The sequence below is a fragment of the Mesorhizobium sp. M1406 genome, assembly GCF_040317555.1.
In the GTDB taxonomy this organism is placed as follows: Bacteria; Pseudomonadota; Alphaproteobacteria; order Rhizobiales; family Rhizobiaceae; genus Mesorhizobium.
Genome location: NZ_JAMYKW010000001.1, coordinates 153,983 through 176,296 on the forward strand (window position 1 = coordinate 153,983; position 22,314 = coordinate 176,296).

Consider the following 22,314-nt stretch of genomic DNA (forward strand, 5'->3'; position numbering starts at 1 on the left):
CCAACATCAGCAGATTAGGCCGCGTCCGGCCGTACCGATCCCACCCCGGCGCTTCGCGCCGACCCTCCCCTCAAGGGGGAGGGACGCCAATCGCAAAGGACCAAACTATGCCCCGCGTTCTCGTCTCGGACAAACTTTCTCCCACCGCCGTGCAGATATTCAAGGATCGTGGCGTCGAGGTCGACTATCTGCCCGATCTCGGCAAGGACAAGGAAAAGCTGCTCGAAGTGATCGGCCAGTATGATGGCCTCGCCATCCGCTCGGCGACCAAGGTCACCGAAAAGTTGATCAACGCCGCCACGAAACTCAAAGTCGTCGGCCGCGCCGGCATCGGCGTCGACAATGTCGACATCCCGGCGGCGAGCCGCAAGGGCATCATCGTGATGAACACCCCCTTCGGCAATTCGATCACGACAGCTGAACATGCCGTGGCGATGATCTTCGCGCTTGCCCGCCAGATCCCGGAAGCCAACGCTTCGACCCATGCCGGCAAATGGGAGAAGAACCGCTTCATGGGCGTCGAGATCACCGGCAAGACGCTGGGCGTGATCGGCTGCGGCAACATCGGCTCGATCGTCGCGACGCGCGGCGTCGGGTTGAAGATGCATGTCATCGCCTTCGACCCGTTCCTATCGGACAAACGCGCCGAGGAACTCGGCGTCGACAAGGTCGAGCTGGACGAGCTTTTCGCCCGCGCCGACTTCATCACGCTGCATACGCCGCTGACCGACAAGACGCGCAACATCATCGACGCCGCGGCCATCTCCAAGATGAAGAACGGTGTGCGCATCATCAACTGCGCCCGCGGCGGGCTGATCGTCGAAGCCGATCTGGTCGCGGCGCTGAAGAGCGGCAAGGTGGCGGGCGCGGGCGTCGACGTGTTCGAGGTCGAGCCGGCCGAGCAGAATGCGTTGTTCGGCATGGAGAATGTGGTGGCGACGCCGCATCTCGGCGCCTCGACGGCGGAAGCGCAAGAGAATGTCGCGCTGCAGGTCGCCGAACAGATGGCCGACTATCTGATCAAGGGTGCCGTCTCCAATGCCATCAACATGCCGTCGATCACCGCCGAGGAAGCCCCGCGGCTGAAGCCCTTCGTCAAGCTCGCAGAAGTACTCGGCGCCTTTGTCGGCCAGGTCACAGAAGACCCGATCAAGGAGGTCGAGATCCTGTTCGACGGCTCGGCGGCGACAATGAATACCCGCGCGCTGATCAGTGCGGCGCTTGCCGGGCTGATCCGGCCGCAGGTCTCCGACGTCAACATGGTGTCGGCGCCGATCATGGTGAAGGAGCGCGGCATCATCGTTGCCGAGGTCAAGCGCGACAAGTCGGGCGTGTTCGACGGCTACATCAAGCTGACGGTGACGACCGAGCACAAGACGCGCTCGATCGCCGGCACCTGCTTCTCCGATGGCAAGCCGCGCTTCATCCAGATCAAGGGCATCAATCTCGATGCCGAGGTCGGCCAGCACATGCTCTACACGACCAATGCCGACGCGCCGGGCATCATCGGCCTGCTCGGCACCGTCTGCGGCGAGAACGGCGTCAACATCGCCAACTTCCAGCTTGGCCGCAACCGGCCGGGCGGCGATGCCATCGCGCTGCTCTATCTCGACGCGCCGTTCCCGGAGGCCGTGCTGGAAAAGGTCAAGGCGCACAAGTCGATCGATTCGGCCAAGAGGCTGCATTTCGACATCAACGCGATGTGACCCAGGAGTTGCTGTGAAAGATCGAAGGGCGCGGCCTGGTCCGCGCTTTTTGTGTTCAGCGTGTCCTGGCTGATGGCAGGTTCGCCGCTTTGCGCCCACTGTATTCGGCAAGCCCGATGCCGCCCAGCACGAGCACCAAAGCCAGTGCCTGGTAGAGCTGGAACGTCTCGCCGACGATCAGCACCGACAGCAGCGTGCCGAAGATCGGCACCAGATTGATGAACAGGCCGGCGCGGTTGGCACCGATCAGCTCGTTGCCCCTGATGTAAAAGATCTGCGAGATGACCGAGGCGCCGATCGCGGTATAGACGATGACCGCCCAGCCGCGCGCGTCGGGCACGATGACCGTGCCGGCGGCGATCTCCCACAGGAAGAAAGGCACCGAGGTAACGAGAGCGGCGACCGACAGGGCGAGCATCAGGCTCTGCCAATGCATCATCGGTTTCAGCCGCAGCCCGACCGAATAGCCGCTGTAGAGAAACACGGCGGCCAGCATTATGGCGTCGCCGAAATTGAGCTCCAGCGTCAACAGCCGGCGCGGGTCGCCGTGGCAGGCGGTCAGGATCACGCCGGCGATGGTCAGCACGACGCCGACAATCTGCGCCCAGTTCACGCGCAGGCGGAAGAAGACGAAATTGGCTGTCATGATCAGAATCGGCATCGCCGCCTGTTCGATCGAGACGTTGATCGCAGTCGTATAGTTGAGCGCCGTGTAGAAGATGGTGTTGAACAGGGTGAAACCGCTGGCACCGAGGGCCGAAAGGATGAGCCAGTGCTTGCGCACCACCGGCCAGTCCTTGCGTATCGTCTTCCAGCCGATCGGCAGCATGATCGCCACGGCCAGCACCCAGCGCAGGAAGACGAGCGTCATCGGCGAGACGTGATCGACCGCCAGCTTGCCGGCCACCGAGTTGCCGCCCCACAGCAAGGTGGTGAGCAGCAGGACTATGTAGGCGCTTCGATGCATCGCGGGATTCCGGCCGCGGGCCGCGGTGTTTGTCGGCCTATTGCCCCCGTGCGTCCAAGTAAATGATGTCAAAGCCGAAAATTGTTGTGCCTCAGGGCATTTTCGGCGGCAAAGAAAGGTCGCACTCGTGAGGTCTTGACGTTATAGAGGCCTGTCGTTTCGAACCATATTCAAGCCGCTTGGCGGCGTCTCAAGGGAAAAGAAACATGGCCAATGTGGTGGTCGTCGGCTCGCAGTGGGGCGATGAAGGCAAGGGCAAGATCGTCGACTGGCTGTCGGAGCGCGCCGATGTCGTGGTGCGTTTCCAAGGCGGCCACAATGCCGGCCATACGCTGGTCGTCGATGGCAAGGTCTACAAATTGTCTTTGCTTCCGTCGGGCGTCGTGCGCCAGGGCAAGCTGTCCATCATCGGCAATGGCGTCGTTTTCGACCCGCACGCTTTCGTCGCCGAAGTGGCCAAGCTCAAGGCTCAAGGTGTCGAAGTGGCGCCGGATCGCCTGAAAATAGCCGAAAACACAGCGCTTATCCTGTCCCTGCATCGGGAACTGGACGGATTCCGCGAGGACGCAGCTTCCAATTCCGGAACGAAGATTGGCACGACCCGTCGTGGCATCGGCCCCGCCTACGAGGACAAGGTGGGCCGGCGTGCGGTCAGGGTGATGGATTTGGCGGATTTGGAAACGCTGCCCTTGAAGGTCGATAGGCTGCTGACGCACCACAATGCGCTGCGTCGCGGGCTCGGCCACGCGGAAGTCACACATGATGCGATCATGCAGGAGCTGACTTCGGTCGCGCACGAGATCTTGCCCTATATGGACCGGGTATGGAAAATCCTCGACGACAAGCGCCGGGCTGGCGAGCGCATCCTGTTCGAGGGCGCGCAAGGCACACTGCTCGATATCGACCATGGCACCTATCCGTTCGTCACCTCGTCGAACACGGTCGCCGGGCAGGCGGCTGCCGGCTCCGGTGTCGGCCCGGGCGCCATCGGCTATGTGTTGGGCATCACCAAGGCTTACACGACGCGCGTCGGCGAAGGTCCGTTTCCGACCGAGCAGAAGAACGAGATCGGCGAATTCCTCGGCACGCGCGGACATGAATTCGGCGTCGTCACCGGCCGCAAACGCCGCTGCGGCTGGTTCGACGCCGTGCTGGTGCGCCAGGCCGTCGCCGTCAACGGCATCAAGGGCATCGCGCTGACCAAGCTCGACGTGCTCGACGGGCTTGACGAGATCAAGGTCTGCACCGGCTATCGCCTCGACGGCGAGATGATCGACTATCTGCCGGCCAGCCAGGGCGCGCAGGCGCGTGTCGAACCGGTCTACGAGACGCTGGAGGGCTGGAAAGGCACCACCGCCGGCGCGCGCAGCTGGAACGATCTGCCGGCCCAGGCGGTCAAATATGTCCGCTACATCGAGGAGCTGATCGGTGCCCCGGTCGCGCTCCTTTCCACCAGCCCGGAGCGGGACGACACGATACTTGTGACCGATCCGTTTCAAGACTAGTTTCTGAAGCCTTTCCGGGCATCGCGGCTGATTTGCGGGGGCCGGCGCGGAAACAAAAATACAGGTCGACTGAAGCATGGCAGATTTCGTTTTTGTTCTGAAGAAAGCGATAAACGGTCTCGGCGATCAGTCGCCAGGGATGCGGGCGAAGGTCTACGAAAAGGCCCGCTCCACGATCGCAGCGAAGATTGCCCAGCGCGATCCGCCGCTTTCGCCGGAGGATGTCGCCAAGCAGAAACGTGGTCTGGAAGATGCCATTGCGAGCGTCGAGCGGGACTATGCCAGGAGCGAGCCGGAGACCGACCCGCTCGCGGAACTGGAAAACATCTTTTCCTCGATCGATCGCAACAAGAACCAGCCGAGCCACACACGGCAACCGGCGAAGGCGGAATCGGCCTGGCCGGCACCGCCCGCGGCCAAGCCCGAACCTTATCAATCCGCGCCCACACCTGCCGCCAAGGTCGAGCCAAGCTGGCAAAGGCCAACGCCGGCGCCTGCCCAGCCGGCTCGCGCCGACACGCCTCTTCCAGGGATGGGCGCAGAGGACGCCGACGGCGGCGTCGATGTCTTTTCCAGCAACGAAGAGCCGGCGTCGGACACTTTCCAGCGCCTGCGCCCGGCGGAGCGCAAGCGCAGCTATGGCGGGCTGATCGCCGCCGTCGTCGCGCTTCTGGTCATCGCCGGTGGCGGCTACGGCATCTGGCTGAACAAGGACGCCTTCGGTAAAATGCTCGGCCTCGACGGCACCAAGGTCGCGACAAAGACCGAACCCGTGAAGCCGGCACCTACCAAGCCGGCAACCGATGCCGCTGCGCCGCCGCCGGCGCCCGCAGCTGGCGGCACGGAAGCCGAAAGCACGAAATTCACCCAGCGGCTGACGCCGCAAGGCAGTGAAGTCGACCCCGGCCCGGCCGGCGGACAAAGCGGCATCGGCGAAGGCGAATCGGTCGCCGCGCTGACCACGCCGCCCTCGGCGACCAACGCGCCGCCGATTTCCGCACCGACCGCCGGCACTCCTCCCGCTGCTACGCCTCCGGCGGCAGGTGCCGCCCCCGCAACGCCGCCTGCCAACGGAGCCCCGGCGGCGCCGGCCAATGCCGCCGCCACTCCGCCAGCACCGGCGGGTGCCGCGCCGGCGGCCCCAGCCACCGCGCCCGCGGAAACCGCGCTGCCGGTCGGCCAGAAGGCGATCTTCTACGAGGAGCGCACCAGCACCGCACAGGGTTCGGCGGAGCCGGGCAACATCGTCTGGTCGCTGGTACAGGAATCGCCCGGTGGCGACCTGCCGCCGGAGCCGGCGATCCGCGCCGAGGCGACCATTCCCGGCAAGGACATCCAGTTGCGCATGACCATCCGCCGCAACACCGACCAGACGCTGCCGGCCAGCCATATCATCGAGATGATCTTCCTGACGCCGGACGGCTTTGAAGGCGGTGGCGTCGACAACATTCTGCGCGTCGCCATGAAGGGTTCGGAACAGGATGCCGGCAGCCCGCTGATCGGTATTCCGGCCAAGATCGCCGACGGCTTCTTCCTGGTCGCGCTGAACGACACCAAGGCCGACGAAGACGCCAACATGACCTTGCTGCGCGGCCAGGACTGGATCGACGTGCCGGTCGTCTACAAGACCGGGCGGCGGGCATTGCTGACCATGGAAAAAGGCATTCCCGGCGAGAAGGTGTTCGACGAGGCGATCAAAGCCTGGCAGGCGAAGACGGCGGGCTGAGAAGGCCGTCGTTGGCGCCTCTCAAAAGTCTGTCAGGAGTCTGGATAGGGTCGGTAGCGCCGCGTCAAAACAGCCGATGTTTGGCCAACGGAAGTCCGCCTGACATAAGCATTGGAGCTTTCGATGGCTTCCTTGTTTTCTTCTTGCCATTGATGCGTCTTTTCCGCAGCAATCGCTTTGGCGATACTCACCTCTGCGGCGCCGGAGAGGTTGACGTCCAACGCTTTGGCGTCTTCGATCAACTGTGAGCTGATGGATATGCTCACTGATTTTCGCTGAGGTTTCGGCTTTGGCTGAAGCATGGAGTTCGCCTCCTTTTATGCGTCCAATATAGATGCGGTATTATGGAGCAAACTCACCAAATATGATGTTTACATAATCACTATCGCGGTTTATATCATCGTATATGGTGAACATTTACGACTACGATAGACCCAACACCGTTGCCGGCCTTGTCGGCAAGCACGCCGAGCTAACCGCCCTGCGTGAGAAGTACCGCGCCGAGATCAAAAAGCTGACGGTCGACATAGACCATTTGGACGCGGCAATCAGGCTCTTTGACCCGGACGCCGACACGTCTCCCCTGAAAGAGTACGTCACCAAGCACCGCGCCCAGAAGGGCTCTGTGAAGCGTTTCGTCCTCAACACCATGCGGGAGGCCACCGCGCCGCTTACATCGCGTCAGGTGACCGAGCTATGGGTTGCTGATCGTGGCCTAGCCGCCGACGAAGCGACCGTCACCACGATAAGGAAGTGCATCGGCGCCTGCATAAAGGTCTGCGTGATCCAAGGGCTGATTGAGGAATGCGGCTGGACGGACGATCACGACGCATTCGGACCTTACAAGCTGTGGAAATTGAAAAGGGGCGACCAGTAGGCCGCCCCTGTATTCCTTCGCTTATGCCGCCGCCCGCATCGGAAAGTCGGGGGGAAGTTCCGTCGCTGCGGGGATTTCGGGGAACAGCTTCCCAGACATCACGTCAGCAATCCGGCCAAAGTTGAGACCGGGGTAGTAGCCCGAAATCCACGAGTACGGGATGTCCAAGTGGCGGGCCAACTTAATCACCGGGGCCATATCCGGCGTTACCTTAAGGTCGTGCATTCCTTTTCCTTTCACGAAAAGGCGCGACCGAATAAACAGTTGACGCTGATTCAAGGATGAATCATTGTCGTTCCGCTGAGTGATCTGTTATTCGGTCATTGTTCGAACCCGGACCTATTTCCGGGTCCGTTGTTGTGGAGCCGGGCATTTGCGCCACGGCCCCTACCGCCCAGCGGCGGCTGCTGAAACTGACCAGGTGTTCGAGACCTCGTCAGATCAGGAAGCAGGCGTCATATGGGTTCCATCGCATCTCCTATGCTCCGAATCGTCGGGATTTTCTCCCGGCGGCTCGGAGCATATTGAAAAGCGTTCGCTTGACAAGTGCATTCTGAGTTAGCCACTGGAGTTATTCTCTCGATTGTTCTATTGAGCAGATAGAACAATTTGAGCAGATAGAACCGGAGAGCGCTTATGGCTAACGTTCGCAGCCCCAATTACCCCGTTGTCGACCTGGCTAGCGCTTTGGCCATGGCCCGAAAGCTCTATGAGAAAGACGGGCGAAACAAAGTGTCCAAATCGGCTCTAGCGTCGCATTTGGGGCACGATAGCCTTAGCGGGCCAGCCTTGGGTAAGATCGGGGCACTGCGCGCATATGGCCTTGTGGATGGCGCTGGTGACGAGAACCGAATCACCGAAGATGCCATTACGGCGCTAATGGCCCCGGAAGACTCTTTGGACAGAGTTGACGCACTTCGGCGAATGGCATTCCAACCGGGTCTTTTCAGGGACATCGCAAAGGAGTTTGCGACGCCACCGAGTGACAGCAATCTTCGCTATTGGCTCGCCAAACGGGGTTTCTCACCGGACGGCGCAGCGAAGGCTTCAAAGACTTATCTGGCCACAATCGCGCTTGCGACTAGTATGGAGAGGGGGTACCCTCACTCGCCAACCCCCATGGAGGATGAGACTATGCAGGCTCCAGAGCCGTCACGTCCGATTCAGCGGCGATCCGAGATGACCGACGCGCAGCCGCTTAAGCCGGGAATGCGACAAGAGATCATCGCACTGGACGAGGGAGACGTAACCATCACGTTCCCTGTAAACCTCTCGGAGGAAAGCTTTGGGGATCTAGAGGACCACCTGAAGCTTTTCATTCGAAGGATGCAGCGCCGTGCTAACGCAAGATTTGTCAGCGGCGATGAGGGCCGTGACCACTAGCCCTTGCGGCGCTGCCAATAACCGCACCATTGGTTTGACTTCGGCGCGACGCCTACCGCGCTAACAACCATCGCGTACTGAGTGCCGTTCTCCTCGCGGCGGTTGTCTTCGCGCCATGCCATCTCGGCGGCATAGGAGCCGAGATAGTCGCCAGCGATGCGATGGTGAATGCCGATCTCGGCGCGGCGGATGCGCGAGAAAAAGCTCTCAGCCGCATTCGTGCAAGCACCATCCTTGGAATACGCTTCCTGATGGTTGATCCTCTTTATCGGGAAGTAGGCCGCCAGCTTATCCCAATGTGAAGCCTCGTCAGCATGAACGGTCGAACCGTGCTTCACGTTGGCGGCCACGAATGCAACGCCATCTGCTTCGGTGCGCGCAACATGGGTGATGGTGCGGCCATCGGTTTCGCGGGCAACAATAACCGACTGGCGCTTGCCGGACTGATTTTCGGTCAGGCGACGGTCTTTGCGGTCGCTCTTGTTGTTTGCCGGCTTCACGTAGCCGCCGAAGTAAGCGCCGTCGACCGCGACGTTGCCGGCAAGCGCGCCTTCGTTGCGAGCAAGCTTTATGGCTTCGCGGACCTTGTGAAGCATCACGAAGGCCGTCTTGTAATCAACGGAAAGGTCGCGGGAGAGTTGAAGGGCGCTATAGCCCTTTGCGGCTGGCGAAGATCGTGCCGGACGTGATGCTGAATTGCTTCGAGCAAGCCTTGCACTTGTAAACCTGGCGCGTCTTGAGGTCATAGGCATCGAGGCCGCCGCATTCCGGGCAAACCGGCTCACCATCCGTTTCAGACCAGCGTATTTTGCGGAAAGCCGTCCGAGCTTCCACGTCAGACATACGCATGACCTTGACGAGCGAGAGCGTCTTGGCGGCGGGGGAGAGGAGGAAATGCTGAGACATATCAAATCCGATGATGTTGTGCATCGGATATAGGACATTGAATCAGCACATGCAATGGTTTATATCATCATCCGTGATGTTTTTTCAGGAGAAATGATGATGGCGGATAATTCCCCGACTGAACCCTATGAGAAGCAAGCCAGGAACATACTGAAAGGTGAACTGAAACGCCGTGGCATAACCTACGCCGCGTTGGCCGAGAAGCTGACCGAGAAGGGCGCGCACGAAAGCGAGCGCAATCTGGCGAACAAGATAAGCCGGGGCAGCTTCACCGCCGCGTTCTTCATGATGTGCATGGATGTGATCGGCGTCCGGCAAGTCAGTCTAGAGGTTTAACGTTGTCGAAGGCGCTCTTCCGCCCCATCATTTGGCGGCTGCACCGGCTCGGCCTAAACAGGCCACCGTCGTCTTGGAAGGGTCCGATCCGGGTCCGGCGCGGAACGGATCGTTAACCGCGCCGTTGGAATATCGAACAAATCGTGATTCAAAGGGGTGCGGTTTGATGATTCTATCAAAAACCGTTTGTCCACAGGGACGTCCGAGCGGAACACCGAAATCCAAGCTACGATGATTCGAAGTCTGCGGTTTAGTTCCTTATTTGTTCATGTTATGTTCCTATCCCGTTCACTCGCCAAGGAGGGCAGCTAAAATGTTCGTAGAATGCAAAACTATGTTGGAGGGGCCAGGACCGTCTGAAATGATCGTTTCGATCCAGACAGCGGAAGGCACTAAAGAAGAAGTAGCAGTGTATAACGGGCTTGTACGCCATGGATTTCTTGAGGTTGGGCCACCCTTGGCTACAGATCAGGACAAAAATCGCATACTGATTGAACTGCCAACTGAGTCGGCGTCTGGCCGTTGGCGGGTTTGGGTTTCCCGAAACCAATTCAGGGAAACTGCGGAGGCTGCATAATTTTGGGAGGGCTCAATGATACTGACGGATCGTGAAATCCGGATTGCTCTTCAGCAAAAGCAAATAGTCATTGAGCCCGAACCTGATCTAACCACCGCGATCTCGTCAACGAGCATCGATTTAACGCTTGACGATAATTTCGCGATATGGCCCGAAATAGCAGGGATGTCCATCCGACCGGGTGCCCCCGGCTATAGTTACGCTGCCATTGCCAAGCTACAAGAAAAGATCAAGGCCCAGACTTTTCCGCTAAAGCCTCGTTCGTTCGTCCTCGCGTGGACAACACAGCGTGTGAACATCCCTTACACATCTCGATTGGCAGCAAGAGTGGAGGGCAAGAGCTCCTTGGCTCGGCTTGGCGTCAGCGTCCACGTCACAGCGCCCATAGTCCACGCTGGATTCAATAACCAGATCCAACTTGAAATGTTCAACTTCGGCCAGAACGAAGTCATTCTTGACGCAGGAATGTGGGTTTGTCAGTTAGTTTTTGAACATACCGCAGGCACTCCCGATAAGGGATACTCTGGAATCTTCCAAGGGAATTAATCCCTAGATCGTCACGATAATGACGACAAACATCATCATATTTGGTGAGTTTGCTCCATAATACCGTATAGATGCATAAAACTTGCACACACCACTACCCCTCCATTTCCTCGCGCAGCATCTCCAGCTCCAGCCATTCCTCCTCGAGGGCTGCCAGCGTGGCGCGCTCCTTGTCGAGGGCGGCGATGGTCTTCTGGAAGGAAGCCGGATCGCGCTCGTAATAGGCCGGATCGGCGATGTTGTTCTCAAGCCTCGAGATGGACGCCATCACCGCTTCGATTTTCTTGGGCAGCGATTCCAGCGCGAATTTCTGCTTGAACGACAGTTTCTTCGGCGGCCCCTTTGGCGCGGCTGCCTCGCTCTTGCCCGGTGCCGGAACTTCGCCATTTTCGGCTTTCGCGCGCGCCTTACGGTCGTCGAGCCTGGTGCCGCCGCGTTGCGCCAGCATGTCGGAATAACCGCCGGCATATTCGATCCAGCGGCCGTCACCATCCGGCGCGATCAGGCTGGTCACGGTGCGGTCGAGGAAATCGCGGTCGTGGCTGACCAGGATGACCGTTCCGGCAAACCCGGCGACCAGTTCCTGCAGCAGTTCCAGCGTCTCCATGTCGAGATCGTTGGTCGGTTCATCGAGCACCAGCAGGTTTGCCGGTCGGGACAGCACGCGCGCCAGCAAGAGCCGCGCTCGCTCGCCGCCGGACAGCTCGCGCACCGGCGTACGCGCCTGCTCCGGCTTGAACAGGAAATCCTTCATGTAGGAGACGACATGGCGCTGCTCGCCATTGATGACGAGGTTCTCGCCGCGCCCGTCGGTGAGATACTGCGCCAGTGTCTCCTGCGGGTCGACGGCCTCGCGCTTCTGGTCGAGCGTGGCGATCTCCAGATTGGTGCCGAGCCGCACCGAACCGGCGTCGGGCTTCATCTCGCCGGTCAGCATCTTCAAGAGCGTCGTCTTGCCGGCGCCGTTCGGCCCGACCAGACCGACCCGATCGCCGCGCTGGATGCGGGTCGAAAACCCCTTGACCACGGTGAGATCGCCGAAACTCTTCTCGATATTCTTGGCCTCGATCACCAGCTTGCCGGATTCGGCGGCGTCGCTCGCCACCATGGTGGCCGAGCCTTCGGCGCCGCGATGTCCGCGAAAACGCTGGCGCATGGTTTGCAACTCGCCCAGCCGGCGCATGTTGCGCTTGCGCCGCGCCGTCACGCCGTAGCGCAGCCAGTGCTCCTCGCGCACGATCTGGCGGCCAAGCTTGTGCTGCTCGCGTTCTTCCTCTTCCAGCACCAGGTCGCGCCATTCCTCGAAATGGCCAAAACCCTTGTCCAGCCTGCGCGTCTGGCCGCGATCGAGCCAGACGGTGGCGCGCGATACACGCTCGAGAAAGCGGCGATCGTGCGAGATGACGATCAGTGCCGATGAGGTGCGGACGAGCTCCTCTTCCAGCCATTCGATCACCGAGAGGTCGAGATGATTGGTCGGCTCGTCGAGCAGCAGGATGTCGGGTTCGGGCGCCATGACCCGGGCAAGGGCCGCGCGCCTTGCCTCGCCGCCGGACAGGTCGTTCGGCCGCTCCTCACCCGAGAGGCCGAGATGCTCCATCAGATAGCTGGCGCGGTAGGGGTCGTCGGCGGGTCCAAGTCCGGCCTCGACATAGGCGCGGACACTGGCAAAACCCTCCATGTCGGGCATCTGCGGCAAATAGCGGACGGTCGCCGAAGGCTGGCGGAACACCTCGCCGTCCTGCGGCTCGATCAGGCCGGCGGCGATCTTCAGCAGCGTCGACTTGCCCGACCCGTTGCGGCCGACCAGCGCGATCTTGTCGCCGGCAGAAGCGGTCAAGGCGGCGCCATCGAGCAGCGGCGTGCCACCGAAGGTCAGTTTTATCCCGTCGAGGTTGAGAAGGGGCGGGGCCATGTCAGCTTTCAGGTAAGGGAAAGGGATGAGCGAGCAGCATCGCGCGGCCGTGGCCGAGCGCGATTTCGAGGCAGCCCTTGACCTCATTGGAAATGGTCAGCGACGAACCGAACGCCACCTTGACGTGGTTTAGTGGCCATTTGGCGCCAGCGACGGTCAGGCCGGCGAGTTCGGAAAAGCCTAGCACCGAAAACAGCGTGCCGTCGGCATAGTCGAAACCGGCCCTACCGTGGAGCAGGGGAACGCCCTCCTGGGCGCCGCTGGTCAGCAGCACCTCCGTTCCGGCCTCGGCAAGGCGCAGGGCAAGCGCAAGATGCAGGAAAGCGTGGTCGGCGCGCTTGCCGCCGAAGGCGCCGGCGAGCACCAGGCTGGTCGCGCCGAGCTCCAGTGCGGCTGCGATGGCCAGTTCGCCATCGGTTTGGTCCTTTTCCGCCGGGAAGGTCCGGCGGGGGACAGTGGCGAGATTTTCCGGCAGGTTGGCCGGCACGGAATCGAAATCCCCCACCCACAGTTCCGGGACTAGGCTGAGCAGCCGCGCATGACCGATGCCGGCGTCGGCGGCAATCACGCGGGAGCCTTCGACCTGGCGGTCGAGCCGTGGCGTGCGGATGAGGTCGCCGCCAAGCAGGATGGTGAATGTGCTCATATCGTGTGGCCCTTACCAGCCCGGCACCGGAAACGGAAGGCGGCAAACTCCCACTTGCGTGAGGGATCGGCCGGGCCTATGTGTCGAAACGCTCTAACGGGGTGCCGGACGCGATCTTCGCGGACCGGCTGAGAGGCAGTCTCGCCAACCCGCTGAACCTGATCCGGTTTGTACCGGCGGAGGGATTAGACGTTTCGGACAGTCCGACGCCTCAATTCCTTTCAATTCGAACGAAGGAGGCGCCGATGCGCACGCTTTTATACGCTCTTGTCTCAGCAATGACCGTGGTCTTGTCCGGGCCGGCCTTGGCCAAGGACAAACTCACCGTCTACACATATGAGAGTTTCACCGCGGACTGGGGTCCGGGTCCGGTGGTGAAGAAGGAATTCGAGGCCGAATGCGGCTGCGATGTGGAGTTCGTCTCGGTCGCCGATGGCGTCGCGCTGCTCAACCGCGTCAAGCTGGAAGGCGCATCAACGAAGGCCGATATCGTGCTTGGCCTCGACACAAACCTTACCGCCGATGCCAAGGCCACCGGCCTGTTCGCGCCGCATGGCGCGGTGGCGGATGCCACTGTGCCGGGTGGCTGGAGCGACGACACTTTTGTCCCCTTTGACTACGGTTACTTCGCTGTCGTCTACGACACGGAGAAGCTGAAGAGCCCGCCGAAGAGCCTGAAAGAACTGGTAGAAGGCAGCGCCGACGACAAGATCGTCATCCAGGATCCGCGCACCTCGACGCCGGGCCTCGGCCTGCTGTTGTGGGTCAAGTCGGTCTATGGCGACAAGGCGCCGGAAGCCTGGGCCAAGCTGAAGGCGAAAGTGCTGACCGTGACGCCGGGCTGGAGCGAGGCCTACGGCCTGTTCACCAAGGGCGAGGCGCCGATGGTGCTGTCCTACACGACGTCGCCGGCCTACCACATGGTGGCGGAAAACACCGAGCGCTACCAGGCGGCCTCCTTCGAGGAGGGCGAGTACCTGCAGATCGAGGTGGCGGGCATGACCACGACAGGGGCGAAAAACCCACTGGCTGAGAAGTTCATGGCCTTCATGACCGGACCGAAGTTCCAGGATGCCATCCCGGAGACCAACTGGATGTTCCCGGCAGGGAAGACCGACAAGCCGCTCAACCCGGCCTTCGACAAACTGGTCAAGCCGACCAAGACCTTGCTGTTCAGCCCCGAAGAGGTCTCCACCAACCGCAAGGCCTGGGTAGATGAGTGGCTGACGGTGATGAGCAAGTAATTTGGTCCTATGATCGAAAGATGAGTGCCCTACGGCGCCCCCCTCTGTCCTGCCGGACATCTCCCCCACACGGGGGGAGATTGGCTGTCGTCGGCGATTTCGCCAATCGCCAACGTTGCTGGAATGAGCGAGGCGCGGAAACTGCCAATCTCCCCCCTTGTGGGGGAGATGTCCGGCAGGACAGAGGGGGGCGCGAAGGAACGCGGCCTTCGCTAAGAACCTCAAGTCAGGTGGTCCAGCGTGCAACGCGCGTCTGACCCCCGCATCAGCGCCGGCATCCTCGCGCTCGCCGCAATCGCGCTGCTCATCGGTGGCGCGTTTGCCGGCCTGCTTTTCGAAGGCGGCCACGACCTCTCGGGCGCCTGGGCAGCCTTCGATCCCTATCTGCTGCGCGTCGTGCGCTTCACGCTCTGGCAAGCGGCATTGTCGACGCTCCTCTCCGTCGTCCCTGCGCTGTTTGTCGCGCGGGCGATGTCGCGGCATCCACGCTTCCTTGGCCGCGCCTTCATACTGCAGATCTTCGCCGTGCCGTTGGCGCTGCCGGCCATCGTCGCGGCCCTCGGCGTGCTGGCGCTTTATGGCCGCGCCGGCTATTTCGCTGGCGTGTTTACTGTGATCGGCGGTGGAAGCTGGCCGGGCATCTACGGCCTGTCGGGCATTCTCGTCGCCCATGTCTTCTTCAACCTGCCGCTGGCGACAAGGCTGTTCCTCGAGTCGCTGCAGACTATACCGGCCGACCAATGGCGGCTGGCGAGCCAACTCGGCATTGCAGCGCGGCCGGCGTTCAGGCTGATCGAATGGCCAACGCTGCGTGCGGCATTGCCGGGTGTCGCCGGGCTAGTCTTCATGCTTTGCATCACATCCTTCACCATTGTGCTGACGCTCGGTGGCGGGCCAGCAGCGACGACGCTGGAGGTCGGCATCTACCAGGCGCTGCGCTTCGATTTCGATCCCGCGCGGGCGGTGACGCTGACGCTGCTGCAGATCGCCCTGACCTTTATCGTGGTGCTGGCCCTGACGCGGCTGGGCGCCAATGTGGTCGGCGACACCAACCTGCCGGTTGCGCAACGCCGCTATCTCTCGGTCAAGAGGAGCGAGACCTGGCTGAACGCCATGGTCATCGTCTTGGCGCTGCTGTTCGTCGTCGGGCCGATGGCGGCGACGGTGACGGCCGGGTTGGGTGCCGATCTCGGCCGGCTGGCCGGCGAGGCCACCGTGCGGCAGGCGGCTCTGACCAGTGCGGTGCTGGCCTTCCTGTCCGCACTGCTCTCGGTGATGCTATCGCTGGCGTTGACCGTGGCGCGCCGGGCGCTTGCGTTGAACCGCCGGGCTGGCCCCCGGACAATGCTTGAGCATGCCACCGATACAGGCGCCGGCTTCGTCCTGGTCGTGCCGCCGATCGTCGTCGGCGCCGGCTGGTTCCTGTTGCTGCGCCATGTCGGCGATGTCTTCGCCATCGGCCCGGTCATGGTCGTCACCGTCAACGCGGTGATGGCGATGCCGTTCGCCCTGCGCGCCATCCGTCCCCCCTACGACGCGGCCAGTGAGCGTCACGAACGGCTCTGTGCACAGCTCGGCATTGCGGGCTGGAACCGGTTGGTGCTGGTCGACTGGCCGTCGCTGCGGCGGCCGCTCGCCACCGCCTTCGCTTTCGCCATGGCCCTGTCGCTCGGCGATCTCGGCGTCATTGCCTTGTTCGGCAGCGATTCCGTGCAGACATTGCCCTACCTTCTCCTGGCGCGCATGGGCAGCTACCGCACCGAGGATGCCGCCGGCCTGGCACTGCTGCTCGGCCTCGTCTGCCTCGCCCTGATCGTGGCGGCGCACTCGCTGGGAAGGGAGAGGGTCCGGGATGCTTGATGGAAAGGCCAGCGGGCTTGAAAAAGGCGCGCCGGTGCGGCTGGACAAGGTGGCGTTCAGCTACGGCGAGACGCCGCTGGTCTTCGATGTCGAGTTCGCCACGTCGAAGATCACCGCGATCATGGGGCCGAGCGGGTCGGGCAAGTCGACGCTGCTCAATCTGGTCGCCGGCTTCGAGATGCCACAGTCGGGCCGCGTGCTGATCGGCGGCGCTGATGTCAGCGCCGAGCCGGCCTCGGTGCGCCCGGTATCGATGGTGTTCCAGGAGAACAACCTCTTCGCCCATCTTTCCGTCGAGCAGAATGTCGGGCTCGGCCGCTCGCCAGCCTTGCGGCTGACCGAAACGGACCGCGCCGCGATCGCCGAGGCGCTTGCGCGAACCGGCCTTGGGGGCAAGGAAAAGCGCCTGCCGCGCGAACTTTCCGGCGGGGAGCGCCAGCGCGTCGCATTGGCCCGCGTTCTGGTGCGCGACCGGCCGGTGCTGCTGCTCGACGAACCCTTCGCCTCGCTCGGGCCCGCTTTGCGCGACGATATGCTGGATATGGTCGCCGCCGTTCATGCCGAGCGGAGCATGACGGTGCTGTTTGTCACCCACCAGCCTGAAGACGCCCGCCGTATCGGCGAACACATGGTGTTTCTCGACAACGGGTTGGTGGCGGCAGTCGGCAAAGCGGATGATTTCTTCACCGGGGCTGGTCCGGAAGCGTTCCGGCGCTATATGGGCGCGAGTGGCGGTGTATCACGAGATATTGCCCGGAAGCGGACATAATTTACGGTCAAACCGACTCCAGGCGATGTGGCGCTTGCTTGCCATGACTGGAGGAGTGTGGCTAGGTCCGCCCTACTGGTCCGGCACAGGCCGTGATTTGCCTGCAGCATCCGCCGCTCGTGCCCTAAGGGACGGGCAACGGATGCTGCAGCCGTTTGAGATAGCGCATGACATGTTCCGAAAATCGCCCCCGGTTTTCGTGGTCATGCGCCGGGACCCGAAAGGAAGCCGTTCTGGCGATCGGCGTTGATAGACTACGAATGAATCCGCTGGCGCGTTTTCTTGCGCTGGCCGGCTTTGCCGTGGCGCTGGCGAGCTGCCAGATGTTCATGCCGCCGGAAGTACAGGAGTCCGGCTTCCAGCCTTCCGACAAGCCGATCACGGTCGACAATGTCGGCGCCAACAACAAGCTCGCCGAACTGGCCAAGGCGCAGCACCCGCGCATTCTGGCGACTTATGGCGGTGAATATTCCGATCCCAAGCTCGAGCGCATGGTCGCCAAGGTGGTCGGCAATCTGACCGTGGTGTCGGCCAACCCGACGCAGACCTATCGCATCACCATCCTGAATTCGCCCAACGTCAACGCCTTCGCGCTGCCGGGCGGCTATCTCTACATCACCCGCGGCCTGCTGGCGCTGGCCAATGATTCGGCAGAGCTTGCCGCTGTCATCGCGCATGAGATGGGCCACGTCACCGCCAATCACGGCCTGCAGCGCCAGCAACTCGAGGCCGAGGAAGGCCTGGCGACCAAGGTGGTTTCCGATGTGCTCGGCGGCAGCCCGACCGCCAAGGCGGCGCTGATTCGGGGCAAGCTGAGGCTGGCGCAGTTCTCGCGCAATCAGGAGCTGGAAGCCGACGCCATCGGCATCAAATCGATCGGCGAAGCCGGTTACGATCCTTTCGCCGCCGGCCGCTTCCTGCAGTCGATGTCGGCCTATACGGACTTCCGTTCGATCAGCGGCGCCACCGACGCCAGCCTCGACTTCCTGGCCACGCACCCCAACACGCCGCAGCGCATCGATCTGGCGCAGCGCCTTGCCCGCCAATTCGGCGCGCCCGGCGTCGGTACGCGCGATCGCGATTCCTTCCTCGCCGGCATAGACGGCCTGCTCTATGGCGACACGCCCGAGGAAGGCTATGTGCGCGGCGAAACCTTCATGCATCCGGGCCTCGGCGTATCCTTCTCGGTGCCGCAGGGCTTCATCATCGACAATTCGGCCGCCGCGGTGACCGCAACCGGCCCCGGCGATATGGCGATCCGCTTCGACGGCGTCTCGATCGACAAGAACCGCGCGCTCACCGACTATATCCGCAGCGGGTGGGTGGCCGGCCTCGACGACAGCAGCGTGAGGCAGGAGACGATCAACGGCAACGAGGCGGCGACCGCGCATGCCGGCGCCGAAGGCTGGCAGTTCGACATTGCCGTGATCCGTGCCGGTGGCCAGGTCTACAGGCTGCTGACCGCGGCACCTTCGGCCAGCACCACGTTGGACACCGTGGCGCGTTCGGTCAGCGGCTCGTTCAGGATCCTCAGTGCTGCCGAAAAGGCTGCTTTGAAGCCACTGCACATCCGCGTCGTCACCGTCCAACCGGGCCAGACGATGGGTTCGCTTTCGGCCCAGATGGTTGGCGTCGACCGCAAGCTCGACCTGTTCCGCGTGCTCAATGCGCTGTCGCCGGGTGCCGCGGTTTCCGCCGGCGACAAGGTCAAGATCGTCACCGACAAGTAAGAGCCAGCCGGAAATTCATCCGCTGGACGTCTGTTGCGGATCAGGCGGCGGTCGCCATGAACTCCGGGTTCTGTTTCACCAGCGCTACCTTGAGCTTTTCCATGGCGCGGGCCTCGATCTGGCGGACACGTTCCTTGGATATGCCGAGGGTTTCGCCGAGCGCTTCGAGTGTCGCGCCCTCGTCGTTCAGCCGACGTTCCTCGATGATCCGGAGCTCCCGCGCGTTGAGCGCGCGTAGCGCCTCCCTAAGCCAGAGCGAGCGGCGCGCGACATCGATCTTGTCGCCGACGATCTCGTCGGGCAGCGGATCGTCCGAGACCAGGAAATCCATGCGCTCGGTCGAACCCGCGTCGTCGGCAACCGGCATGTTGAGCGAGGAGTCGGGCGCCGACAGCCGCGAATCCATCATCGCCACATCGGCTTCGGAGACGCCTAGTGCCTCCGACACTTCGCGATAAAGCGTTGCGTTGGACAGCGGCTCGGCGCCATTCGCCAGTCGCGCGCGCAGACGCCGCAGGTTGAAGAACAGCGCCTTCTGCGCCGAACTGGTGCCGCCGCGCACGATCGACCAGTTGCGCAGGATGTAGTCCTGCATCGAGGCGCGGATCCACCACGTCGCATAGGTCGAAAACCGCACCTCGCGCTCCGGCTCGAAGCGGGCGGCGGCTTCAAGCAGGCCGACATGGCCCTCCTGGATCAGATCGCCGAGGGGCAGGCCGTAGTGGCGGAATTTCGAGGCCATGGAAATGACCAGCCGCATATGGGCGACGGTGATGCTGTGCAACGCGTTCTGGTCGTTGTCCTCTTTCCAGAGCAATGCCAGCCGGTGCTCTTCGTCACGTTCGAGGTAGGGAGCCTTCATTGCCGCGCGGACCATGACCCGTCCTGCCGTGTCTTCCATCATGAGGCGCTCCCTGGCTCAGGCGATGCGGATGACCTTGCAAACTTGGCTGGCGCCCGGGTTGAAATGACGGCGTCGTGCCCTAGAACAGCCAGAACGTGCGGTGTGCGGGAATGGTTCCCTGGTTGTTGCCAGGCGGATCGTGTTGCTCGAACCATGTCCGCACGGGCGGGTAACGACTTCGAGTGCCGCCAAGAAACGCCATTTCGAGAATCTGATTTCAGAAATGTGCCATTTTTGAAATCATGTTCCTTATTTTTTCCGGTTGCATCTGTCAGTTTCCAGCTTTCACAACGTGCCGGATATCAGGCCAAGGACGGGATCACAGAAAAATGAAATGGCTCAAGTCGCTCATTGTCGCCGGAACGCTGCAGGCTCTGGCCGTCACCGCGGGCCATGCCGGCGCCAATCTCGACCAGATCAAGCATGCCGGGGTGATCAAGGTCGGTACGGAAGGCACCTATGCGCCATTCACCTATCATGACACTTCCGGCGCGCTGGTCGGCTTCGATGTCGAGATCGCCAAGGCGATCGGCGACAAGCTCGGTGTCGAGGTGGAGTTCCTCGAAGGCAAGTGGGACGGGCTGATCGCCGGCCTCGACGCCAATCGCTATGACGCCGTCATCAACGAAGTCGGCATCACCGACGCCCGCAAGGCCAAGTACGATTTCTCCGATCCCTACATTGCCTCCAAGGCGGTGCTGATCGTGCGCGGCGACAATACCGACATCAAGACGTTCGCCGATCTCAAGGGCAAGAAGTCGGCGCAGTCGCTGACCTCGAATTTCGGCAAGCTGGCCGAGGCGAACGGCGCCGAATTGGTCGGCACCGATGGCTTCGACCAGTCGATCCAGCTGCTTTTGACCGGCCGTGCCGACGCCACCATCAATGACAGCCTGTCGTTCCTCGACTTCAAGAAGCACAAGCCCGACGCCAATGTAAAGATTGCCGCGCAAGAAGAAAACGCCGACTATTCCGGCGTCATCGTGCGCAAGGGCGATCCGGAACTTGTTGCGGCGATCAACAAGGCACTGGCCGACATAAAGGCCGACGGCACCTATCAGAAGATCGCAGACACCTATTTCGGCCAGGACGTTTCGAAGTAATCCTGTGAGGCGGGCCGGTCTCCCGGCCCACCAGACATATCAAGCGGCGGACCGTCTTTGACCGGCCGCCGCTTTTGTCGTGATATGTCCGACGCATTCACGCCTTGATGAGCCGCCTCGACCATTGGAGAATCTTACGTGCCGCACTGGCTGCAACTGATGCTGGAGTCGCTGCCTTCGCTGTTGTGGGCGGCGCTGATCTTCACCGTGCCGCTGACGCTGTTGTCCTTCGCTCTCGGCTTGACGGTCGGCCTGGGTGCCGCGCTCGCCCGGCTGTTTGGACCGAAGCCCCTGGTCGCGCTGGTGCGCTTCTATGTCTGGATTTTTCGCGGCACGCCGCTCCTGGTTCAGCTGTTCCTGATCTTCTACGGCCTGCCGTCGGTCGGCATCCTGCTCGACGCCTTCACGGCGGCGTTGATCGGCTTCACGCTCAACATCGGCGCCTACACGTCGGAAATCATCCGCGCTGCGATAGGCTCGGTGCCGAAGGGCCAGTGGGAGGCAGCCCATTCGATCGGCATGACCTGGAGCCAGGCGATGCGGCGCACCATCCTGCCGCAGGCCGGCCGCGTCGCGGTGCCGCCGCTCTCCAATACTTTCATCTCGCTGGTCAAGGATACGTCGCTGGCGGCCGCGATCACCGTGCCGGAAATGTTCCAGGCGGCGCAGCGCATCGTCGCCACCACCTATGAGCCGCTGATCCTCTATGTCGAAGCGGCGATCCTCTATCTGGCGATGAGTTCGGTGCTGTCGGCCTTGCAGACGCGGCTGGAAATCCGGCTCAACCGCTATGGCGGCTTCCTGGAGGCGCGCTCATGATCGGCCTCACCAACATCGAGAAACGCTTCGGCGACAATCTTGTGCTGAAGGGCGTGACGGTCACCATTGCCGAAGGCAGCGTCACGGCGCTGGTCGGGCCGTCGGGCGGCGGCAAAAGCACTCTTCTGCGCTGCATCAACCTCTTGGAGATCCCGACCTCGGGCACGGTGCGCATCGGCGACGAGGCGCTCGAATTCCACCCCGGCGGCAGGATTCCGGCCAGGGATATCCAGCGCCTGCGGCTGCAGACCGGCATGGTGTTCCAGAACTTCCAGCTGTTTCCGCATCGCACCGCGATCGAAAATGTCATGGAAGGGCTGGTGACGGTGCTGAAATGGCCGCCGGAGAGGGCACGCCAGCGGGCGCTCGCCCTGCTGGAAAAAGTAGGGATGGTGCACAAGGCGAATGCCTGGCCGGCGACACTGTCGGGCGGCCAGCAGCAGCGCGTGGCGATCGCTCGTGCCTTGGCGCCGTCGCCGAAAGTGCTGCTCTGCGACGAGCCGACCTCGGCGCTTGACCCGGAACTGGCGCAAGAGGTGGTCGACGTGCTCGGCAAGCTCGCCAGCGAAGGCACGACCATGGTGATGGCGACGCATGACCTGCGCCTCGCCTCCAAGATCGCCCAGGAAGTGGTGTTCCTCGATGCCGGCGTCATCGTCGAGAAGGGGCCGGCGGAGGTGCTGTTCGGCAATCCGGAGCACCAGCGGACCAAGCGGTTCATTGCGACGCTGAAGCAGGAGGCGATGAAGGAAGCTGGCGGCGAGCCGTAAGCGCGATCCTCGCTTCAGCCTTATC

Annotated in this window: 20 protein-coding genes, 1 pseudogene and 1 riboswitch; of the genes and pseudogenes, 14 read left to right on the forward strand and 7 right to left on the reverse strand. The window is 62.2% G+C overall.

What is annotated here, in order from left to right:
* The first annotated feature begins 107 nt into the window (after window positions 1-107).
* The gene (serA, locus tag NKH03_RS00775) at window positions 108-1,706 is read left to right on the forward strand and encodes a phosphoglycerate dehydrogenase (protein WP_352966717.1); all 1,599 of its coding nucleotides are present in this window, start codon (window positions 108-110) and stop codon (window positions 1,704-1,706) included.
* Window positions 1,707-1,761: 55 nt separating this feature from the next.
* On the opposite strand, the gene NKH03_RS00780 is transcribed toward serA, so the two are convergent.
* A complete protein-coding gene (locus NKH03_RS00780; RefSeq protein ID WP_352864845.1) occupies window positions 1,762-2,673 on the reverse strand; it encodes a DMT family transporter in 912 nt (303 codons plus the stop codon).
* 206 nt (window positions 2,674-2,879) lie between these two features.
* Here NKH03_RS00780 and NKH03_RS00785 point away from each other — a divergent pair, with 206 nt between their 5' ends.
* Window positions 2,880-4,178, forward strand: a complete 1,299-nt coding sequence (locus NKH03_RS00785; protein ID WP_352864843.1) for an adenylosuccinate synthase — start codon at window positions 2,880-2,882, stop codon at window positions 4,176-4,178.
* A 76-nt stretch (window positions 4,179-4,254) separates the two neighbouring features.
* On the forward strand, window positions 4,255-5,904 hold the full coding sequence (locus NKH03_RS00790; RefSeq protein WP_352966718.1) for a hypothetical protein: 1,650 nt from the start codon (window positions 4,255-4,257) through the stop codon (window positions 5,902-5,904).
* A gap of 32 nt (window positions 5,905-5,936) precedes the next feature.
* Here the strand turns inward: NKH03_RS00790 and NKH03_RS00795 are convergent, their stop codons facing one another.
* Window positions 5,937-6,206 (reverse strand): type II toxin-antitoxin system CcdA family antitoxin, encoded by a 270-nt coding sequence (locus tag NKH03_RS00795; protein WP_352966719.1) that lies wholly within the window; start codon window positions 6,204-6,206, stop codon window positions 5,937-5,939.
* Window positions 6,207-6,310: 104 nt separating this feature from the next.
* Between NKH03_RS00795 and NKH03_RS00800 the strand changes: the two genes are divergently transcribed.
* A complete protein-coding gene (locus tag NKH03_RS00800; protein ID WP_352966721.1) occupies window positions 6,311-6,781 on the forward strand; it encodes a hypothetical protein in 471 nt (156 codons plus the stop codon).
* 21 nt (window positions 6,782-6,802) lie between these two features.
* On the opposite strand, the gene NKH03_RS00805 is transcribed toward NKH03_RS00800, so the two are convergent.
* Window positions 6,803-7,006 (reverse strand): hypothetical protein, encoded by a 204-nt coding sequence (locus NKH03_RS00805; protein ID WP_352966722.1) that lies wholly within the window; start codon window positions 7,004-7,006, stop codon window positions 6,803-6,805.
* A gap of 564 nt (window positions 7,007-7,570) precedes the next feature.
* Between NKH03_RS00805 and NKH03_RS00810 the strand changes: the two genes are divergently transcribed.
* Entirely contained in the window at window positions 7,571-8,164 is a 594-nt protein-coding gene (locus NKH03_RS00810) for a hypothetical protein (protein WP_352966723.1), read from the forward strand.
* Here NKH03_RS00810 and NKH03_RS00815 read toward each other — a convergent pair.
* Window positions 8,161-9,070 (reverse strand): annotated as a pseudogene (locus NKH03_RS00815) (IS1595 family transposase). The gene NKH03_RS00810 and the pseudogene NKH03_RS00815 overlap by 4 nt on opposite strands.
* Before the next feature lie 54 nt (window positions 9,071-9,124).
* Between NKH03_RS00815 and NKH03_RS00820 the strand changes: the two are divergent.
* Together NKH03_RS00820 and dcd are read left to right on the forward strand one after the other, a co-directional pair.
* Window positions 9,125-9,406: a DUF6471 domain-containing protein gene (locus NKH03_RS00820; RefSeq protein ID WP_352966725.1), complete on the forward strand. Its 282-nt coding sequence runs from the start codon at window positions 9,125-9,127 to the stop codon at window positions 9,404-9,406.
* Window positions 9,407-9,998: 592 nt separating this feature from the next.
* Window positions 9,999-10,529, forward strand: a complete 531-nt coding sequence (gene dcd, locus NKH03_RS00825) for a dCTP deaminase (protein WP_352966726.1) — start codon at window positions 9,999-10,001, stop codon at window positions 10,527-10,529.
* A 94-nt stretch (window positions 10,530-10,623) separates the two neighbouring features.
* Here the strand turns inward: dcd and NKH03_RS00830 are convergent, their stop codons facing one another.
* On the reverse strand, window positions 10,624-12,444 hold the full coding sequence (locus tag NKH03_RS00830; protein WP_352966727.1) for an ABC-F family ATP-binding cassette domain-containing protein: 1,821 nt from the start codon (window positions 12,442-12,444) through the stop codon (window positions 10,624-10,626).
* 1 nt (window position 12,445) lies between these two features.
* Window positions 12,446-13,090 (reverse strand): thiamine diphosphokinase, encoded by a 645-nt coding sequence (locus NKH03_RS00835; protein ID WP_352966728.1) that lies wholly within the window; start codon window positions 13,088-13,090, stop codon window positions 12,446-12,448.
* 87 nt (window positions 13,091-13,177) lie between these two features.
* A riboswitch (TPP riboswitch) is annotated at window positions 13,178-13,292 on the forward strand.
* 43 nt (window positions 13,293-13,335) lie between these two features.
* Between NKH03_RS00835 and thiB the strand changes: the two genes are divergently transcribed.
* The 4 genes from thiB (at window position 13,336) to NKH03_RS00855 (ending at window position 18,693) form a co-directional block, all read left to right on the forward strand.
* The gene (gene thiB, locus NKH03_RS00840; protein ID WP_352966729.1) at window positions 13,336-14,334 is read left to right on the forward strand and encodes a thiamine ABC transporter substrate binding subunit; all 999 of its coding nucleotides are present in this window, start codon (window positions 13,336-13,338) and stop codon (window positions 14,332-14,334) included.
* A 240-nt stretch (window positions 14,335-14,574) separates the two neighbouring features.
* Window positions 14,575-16,194: a thiamine/thiamine pyrophosphate ABC transporter permease gene (gene thiP, locus NKH03_RS00845; RefSeq protein WP_352966730.1), complete on the forward strand. Its 1,620-nt coding sequence runs from the start codon at window positions 14,575-14,577 to the stop codon at window positions 16,192-16,194.
* Window positions 16,187-16,963 carry a thiamine ABC transporter ATP-binding protein gene (thiQ, locus tag NKH03_RS00850; RefSeq protein WP_352864830.1) on the forward strand — a complete coding sequence of 259 codons (777 nt, stop codon included), beginning with the start codon at window positions 16,187-16,189 and terminating at the stop codon, window positions 16,961-16,963. The genes thiP and thiQ overlap by 8 nt, the downstream gene beginning before the upstream one ends.
* Window positions 16,964-17,223: 260 nt before the next feature.
* Window positions 17,224-18,693, forward strand: coding sequence for a M48 family metalloprotease (locus NKH03_RS00855; RefSeq protein WP_352878381.1), 1,470 nt, complete (start codon window positions 17,224-17,226; stop codon window positions 18,691-18,693).
* A 40-nt stretch (window positions 18,694-18,733) separates the two neighbouring features.
* On the opposite strand, the gene NKH03_RS00860 is transcribed toward NKH03_RS00855, so the two are convergent.
* The gene (locus NKH03_RS00860) at window positions 18,734-19,597 is read right to left on the reverse strand and encodes an RNA polymerase factor sigma-32 (RefSeq protein WP_352966732.1); all 864 of its coding nucleotides are present in this window, start codon (window positions 19,595-19,597) and stop codon (window positions 18,734-18,736) included.
* 329 nt (window positions 19,598-19,926) lie between these two features.
* On the opposite strand from NKH03_RS00860, the gene NKH03_RS00865 reads away from it, so the two are divergent.
* From NKH03_RS00865 to NKH03_RS00875, 3 genes are all read left to right on the forward strand, one after another.
* The gene (locus NKH03_RS00865) at window positions 19,927-20,700 is read left to right on the forward strand and encodes an amino acid ABC transporter substrate-binding protein (protein WP_352864821.1); all 774 of its coding nucleotides are present in this window, start codon (window positions 19,927-19,929) and stop codon (window positions 20,698-20,700) included.
* Between the two features lie 138 nt (window positions 20,701-20,838).
* Window positions 20,839-21,519 (forward strand): amino acid ABC transporter permease, encoded by a 681-nt coding sequence (locus NKH03_RS00870; protein ID WP_352966733.1) that lies wholly within the window; start codon window positions 20,839-20,841, stop codon window positions 21,517-21,519.
* The gene (locus NKH03_RS00875) at window positions 21,516-22,289 is read left to right on the forward strand and encodes an amino acid ABC transporter ATP-binding protein (RefSeq protein ID WP_352966735.1); all 774 of its coding nucleotides are present in this window, start codon (window positions 21,516-21,518) and stop codon (window positions 22,287-22,289) included. The genes NKH03_RS00870 and NKH03_RS00875 overlap by 4 nt, the downstream gene beginning before the upstream one ends.
* The last annotated feature ends 25 nt before the right edge of the window (window positions 22,290-22,314 follow it).

Bases quoted from the DNA above. Each gene is read 5' to 3' on its own strand.
- serA (WP_352966717.1), top strand. From the start codon at position 108: ATGCCCCGCGTTCTCGTCTCGGACAAACTTTCTCCCACCGCCGTGCAG.
- NKH03_RS00780 (WP_352864845.1), bottom strand. From the start codon at position 2,673: ATGCATCGAAGCGCCTACATAGTCCTGCTGCTCACCACCTTGCTGTGG.
- NKH03_RS00785 (WP_352864843.1), top strand. From the start codon at position 2,880: ATGGCCAATGTGGTGGTCGTCGGCTCGCAGTGGGGCGATGAAGGCAAG.
- NKH03_RS00790 (WP_352966718.1), top strand. From the start codon at position 4,255: ATGGCAGATTTCGTTTTTGTTCTGAAGAAAGCGATAAACGGTCTCGGC.
- NKH03_RS00795 (WP_352966719.1), bottom strand. From the start codon at position 6,206: ATGCTTCAGCCAAAGCCGAAACCTCAGCGAAAATCAGTGAGCATATCC.
- NKH03_RS00800 (WP_352966721.1), top strand. From the start codon at position 6,311: ATGGTGAACATTTACGACTACGATAGACCCAACACCGTTGCCGGCCTT.
- NKH03_RS00805 (WP_352966722.1), bottom strand. From the start codon at position 7,006: ATGCACGACCTTAAGGTAACGCCGGATATGGCCCCGGTGATTAAGTTG.
- NKH03_RS00820 (WP_352966725.1), top strand. From the start codon at position 9,125: ATGGTTTATATCATCATCCGTGATGTTTTTTCAGGAGAAATGATGATG.
- dcd (WP_352966726.1), top strand. From the start codon at position 9,999: ATGATACTGACGGATCGTGAAATCCGGATTGCTCTTCAGCAAAAGCAA.
- NKH03_RS00830 (WP_352966727.1), bottom strand. From the start codon at position 12,444: ATGGCCCCGCCCCTTCTCAACCTCGACGGGATAAAACTGACCTTCGGT.
- NKH03_RS00835 (WP_352966728.1), bottom strand. From the start codon at position 13,090: ATGAGCACATTCACCATCCTGCTTGGCGGCGACCTCATCCGCACGCCA.
- thiB (WP_352966729.1), top strand. From the start codon at position 13,336: ATGCGCACGCTTTTATACGCTCTTGTCTCAGCAATGACCGTGGTCTTG.
- thiQ (WP_352864830.1), top strand. From the start codon at position 16,187: ATGCTTGATGGAAAGGCCAGCGGGCTTGAAAAAGGCGCGCCGGTGCGG.
- NKH03_RS00855 (WP_352878381.1), top strand. From the start codon at position 17,224: ATGAATCCGCTGGCGCGTTTTCTTGCGCTGGCCGGCTTTGCCGTGGCG.
- NKH03_RS00860 (WP_352966732.1), bottom strand. From the start codon at position 19,597: ATGATGGAAGACACGGCAGGACGGGTCATGGTCCGCGCGGCAATGAAG.
- NKH03_RS00865 (WP_352864821.1), top strand. From the start codon at position 19,927: ATGAAATGGCTCAAGTCGCTCATTGTCGCCGGAACGCTGCAGGCTCTG.
- NKH03_RS00875 (WP_352966735.1), top strand. From the start codon at position 21,516: ATGATCGGCCTCACCAACATCGAGAAACGCTTCGGCGACAATCTTGTG.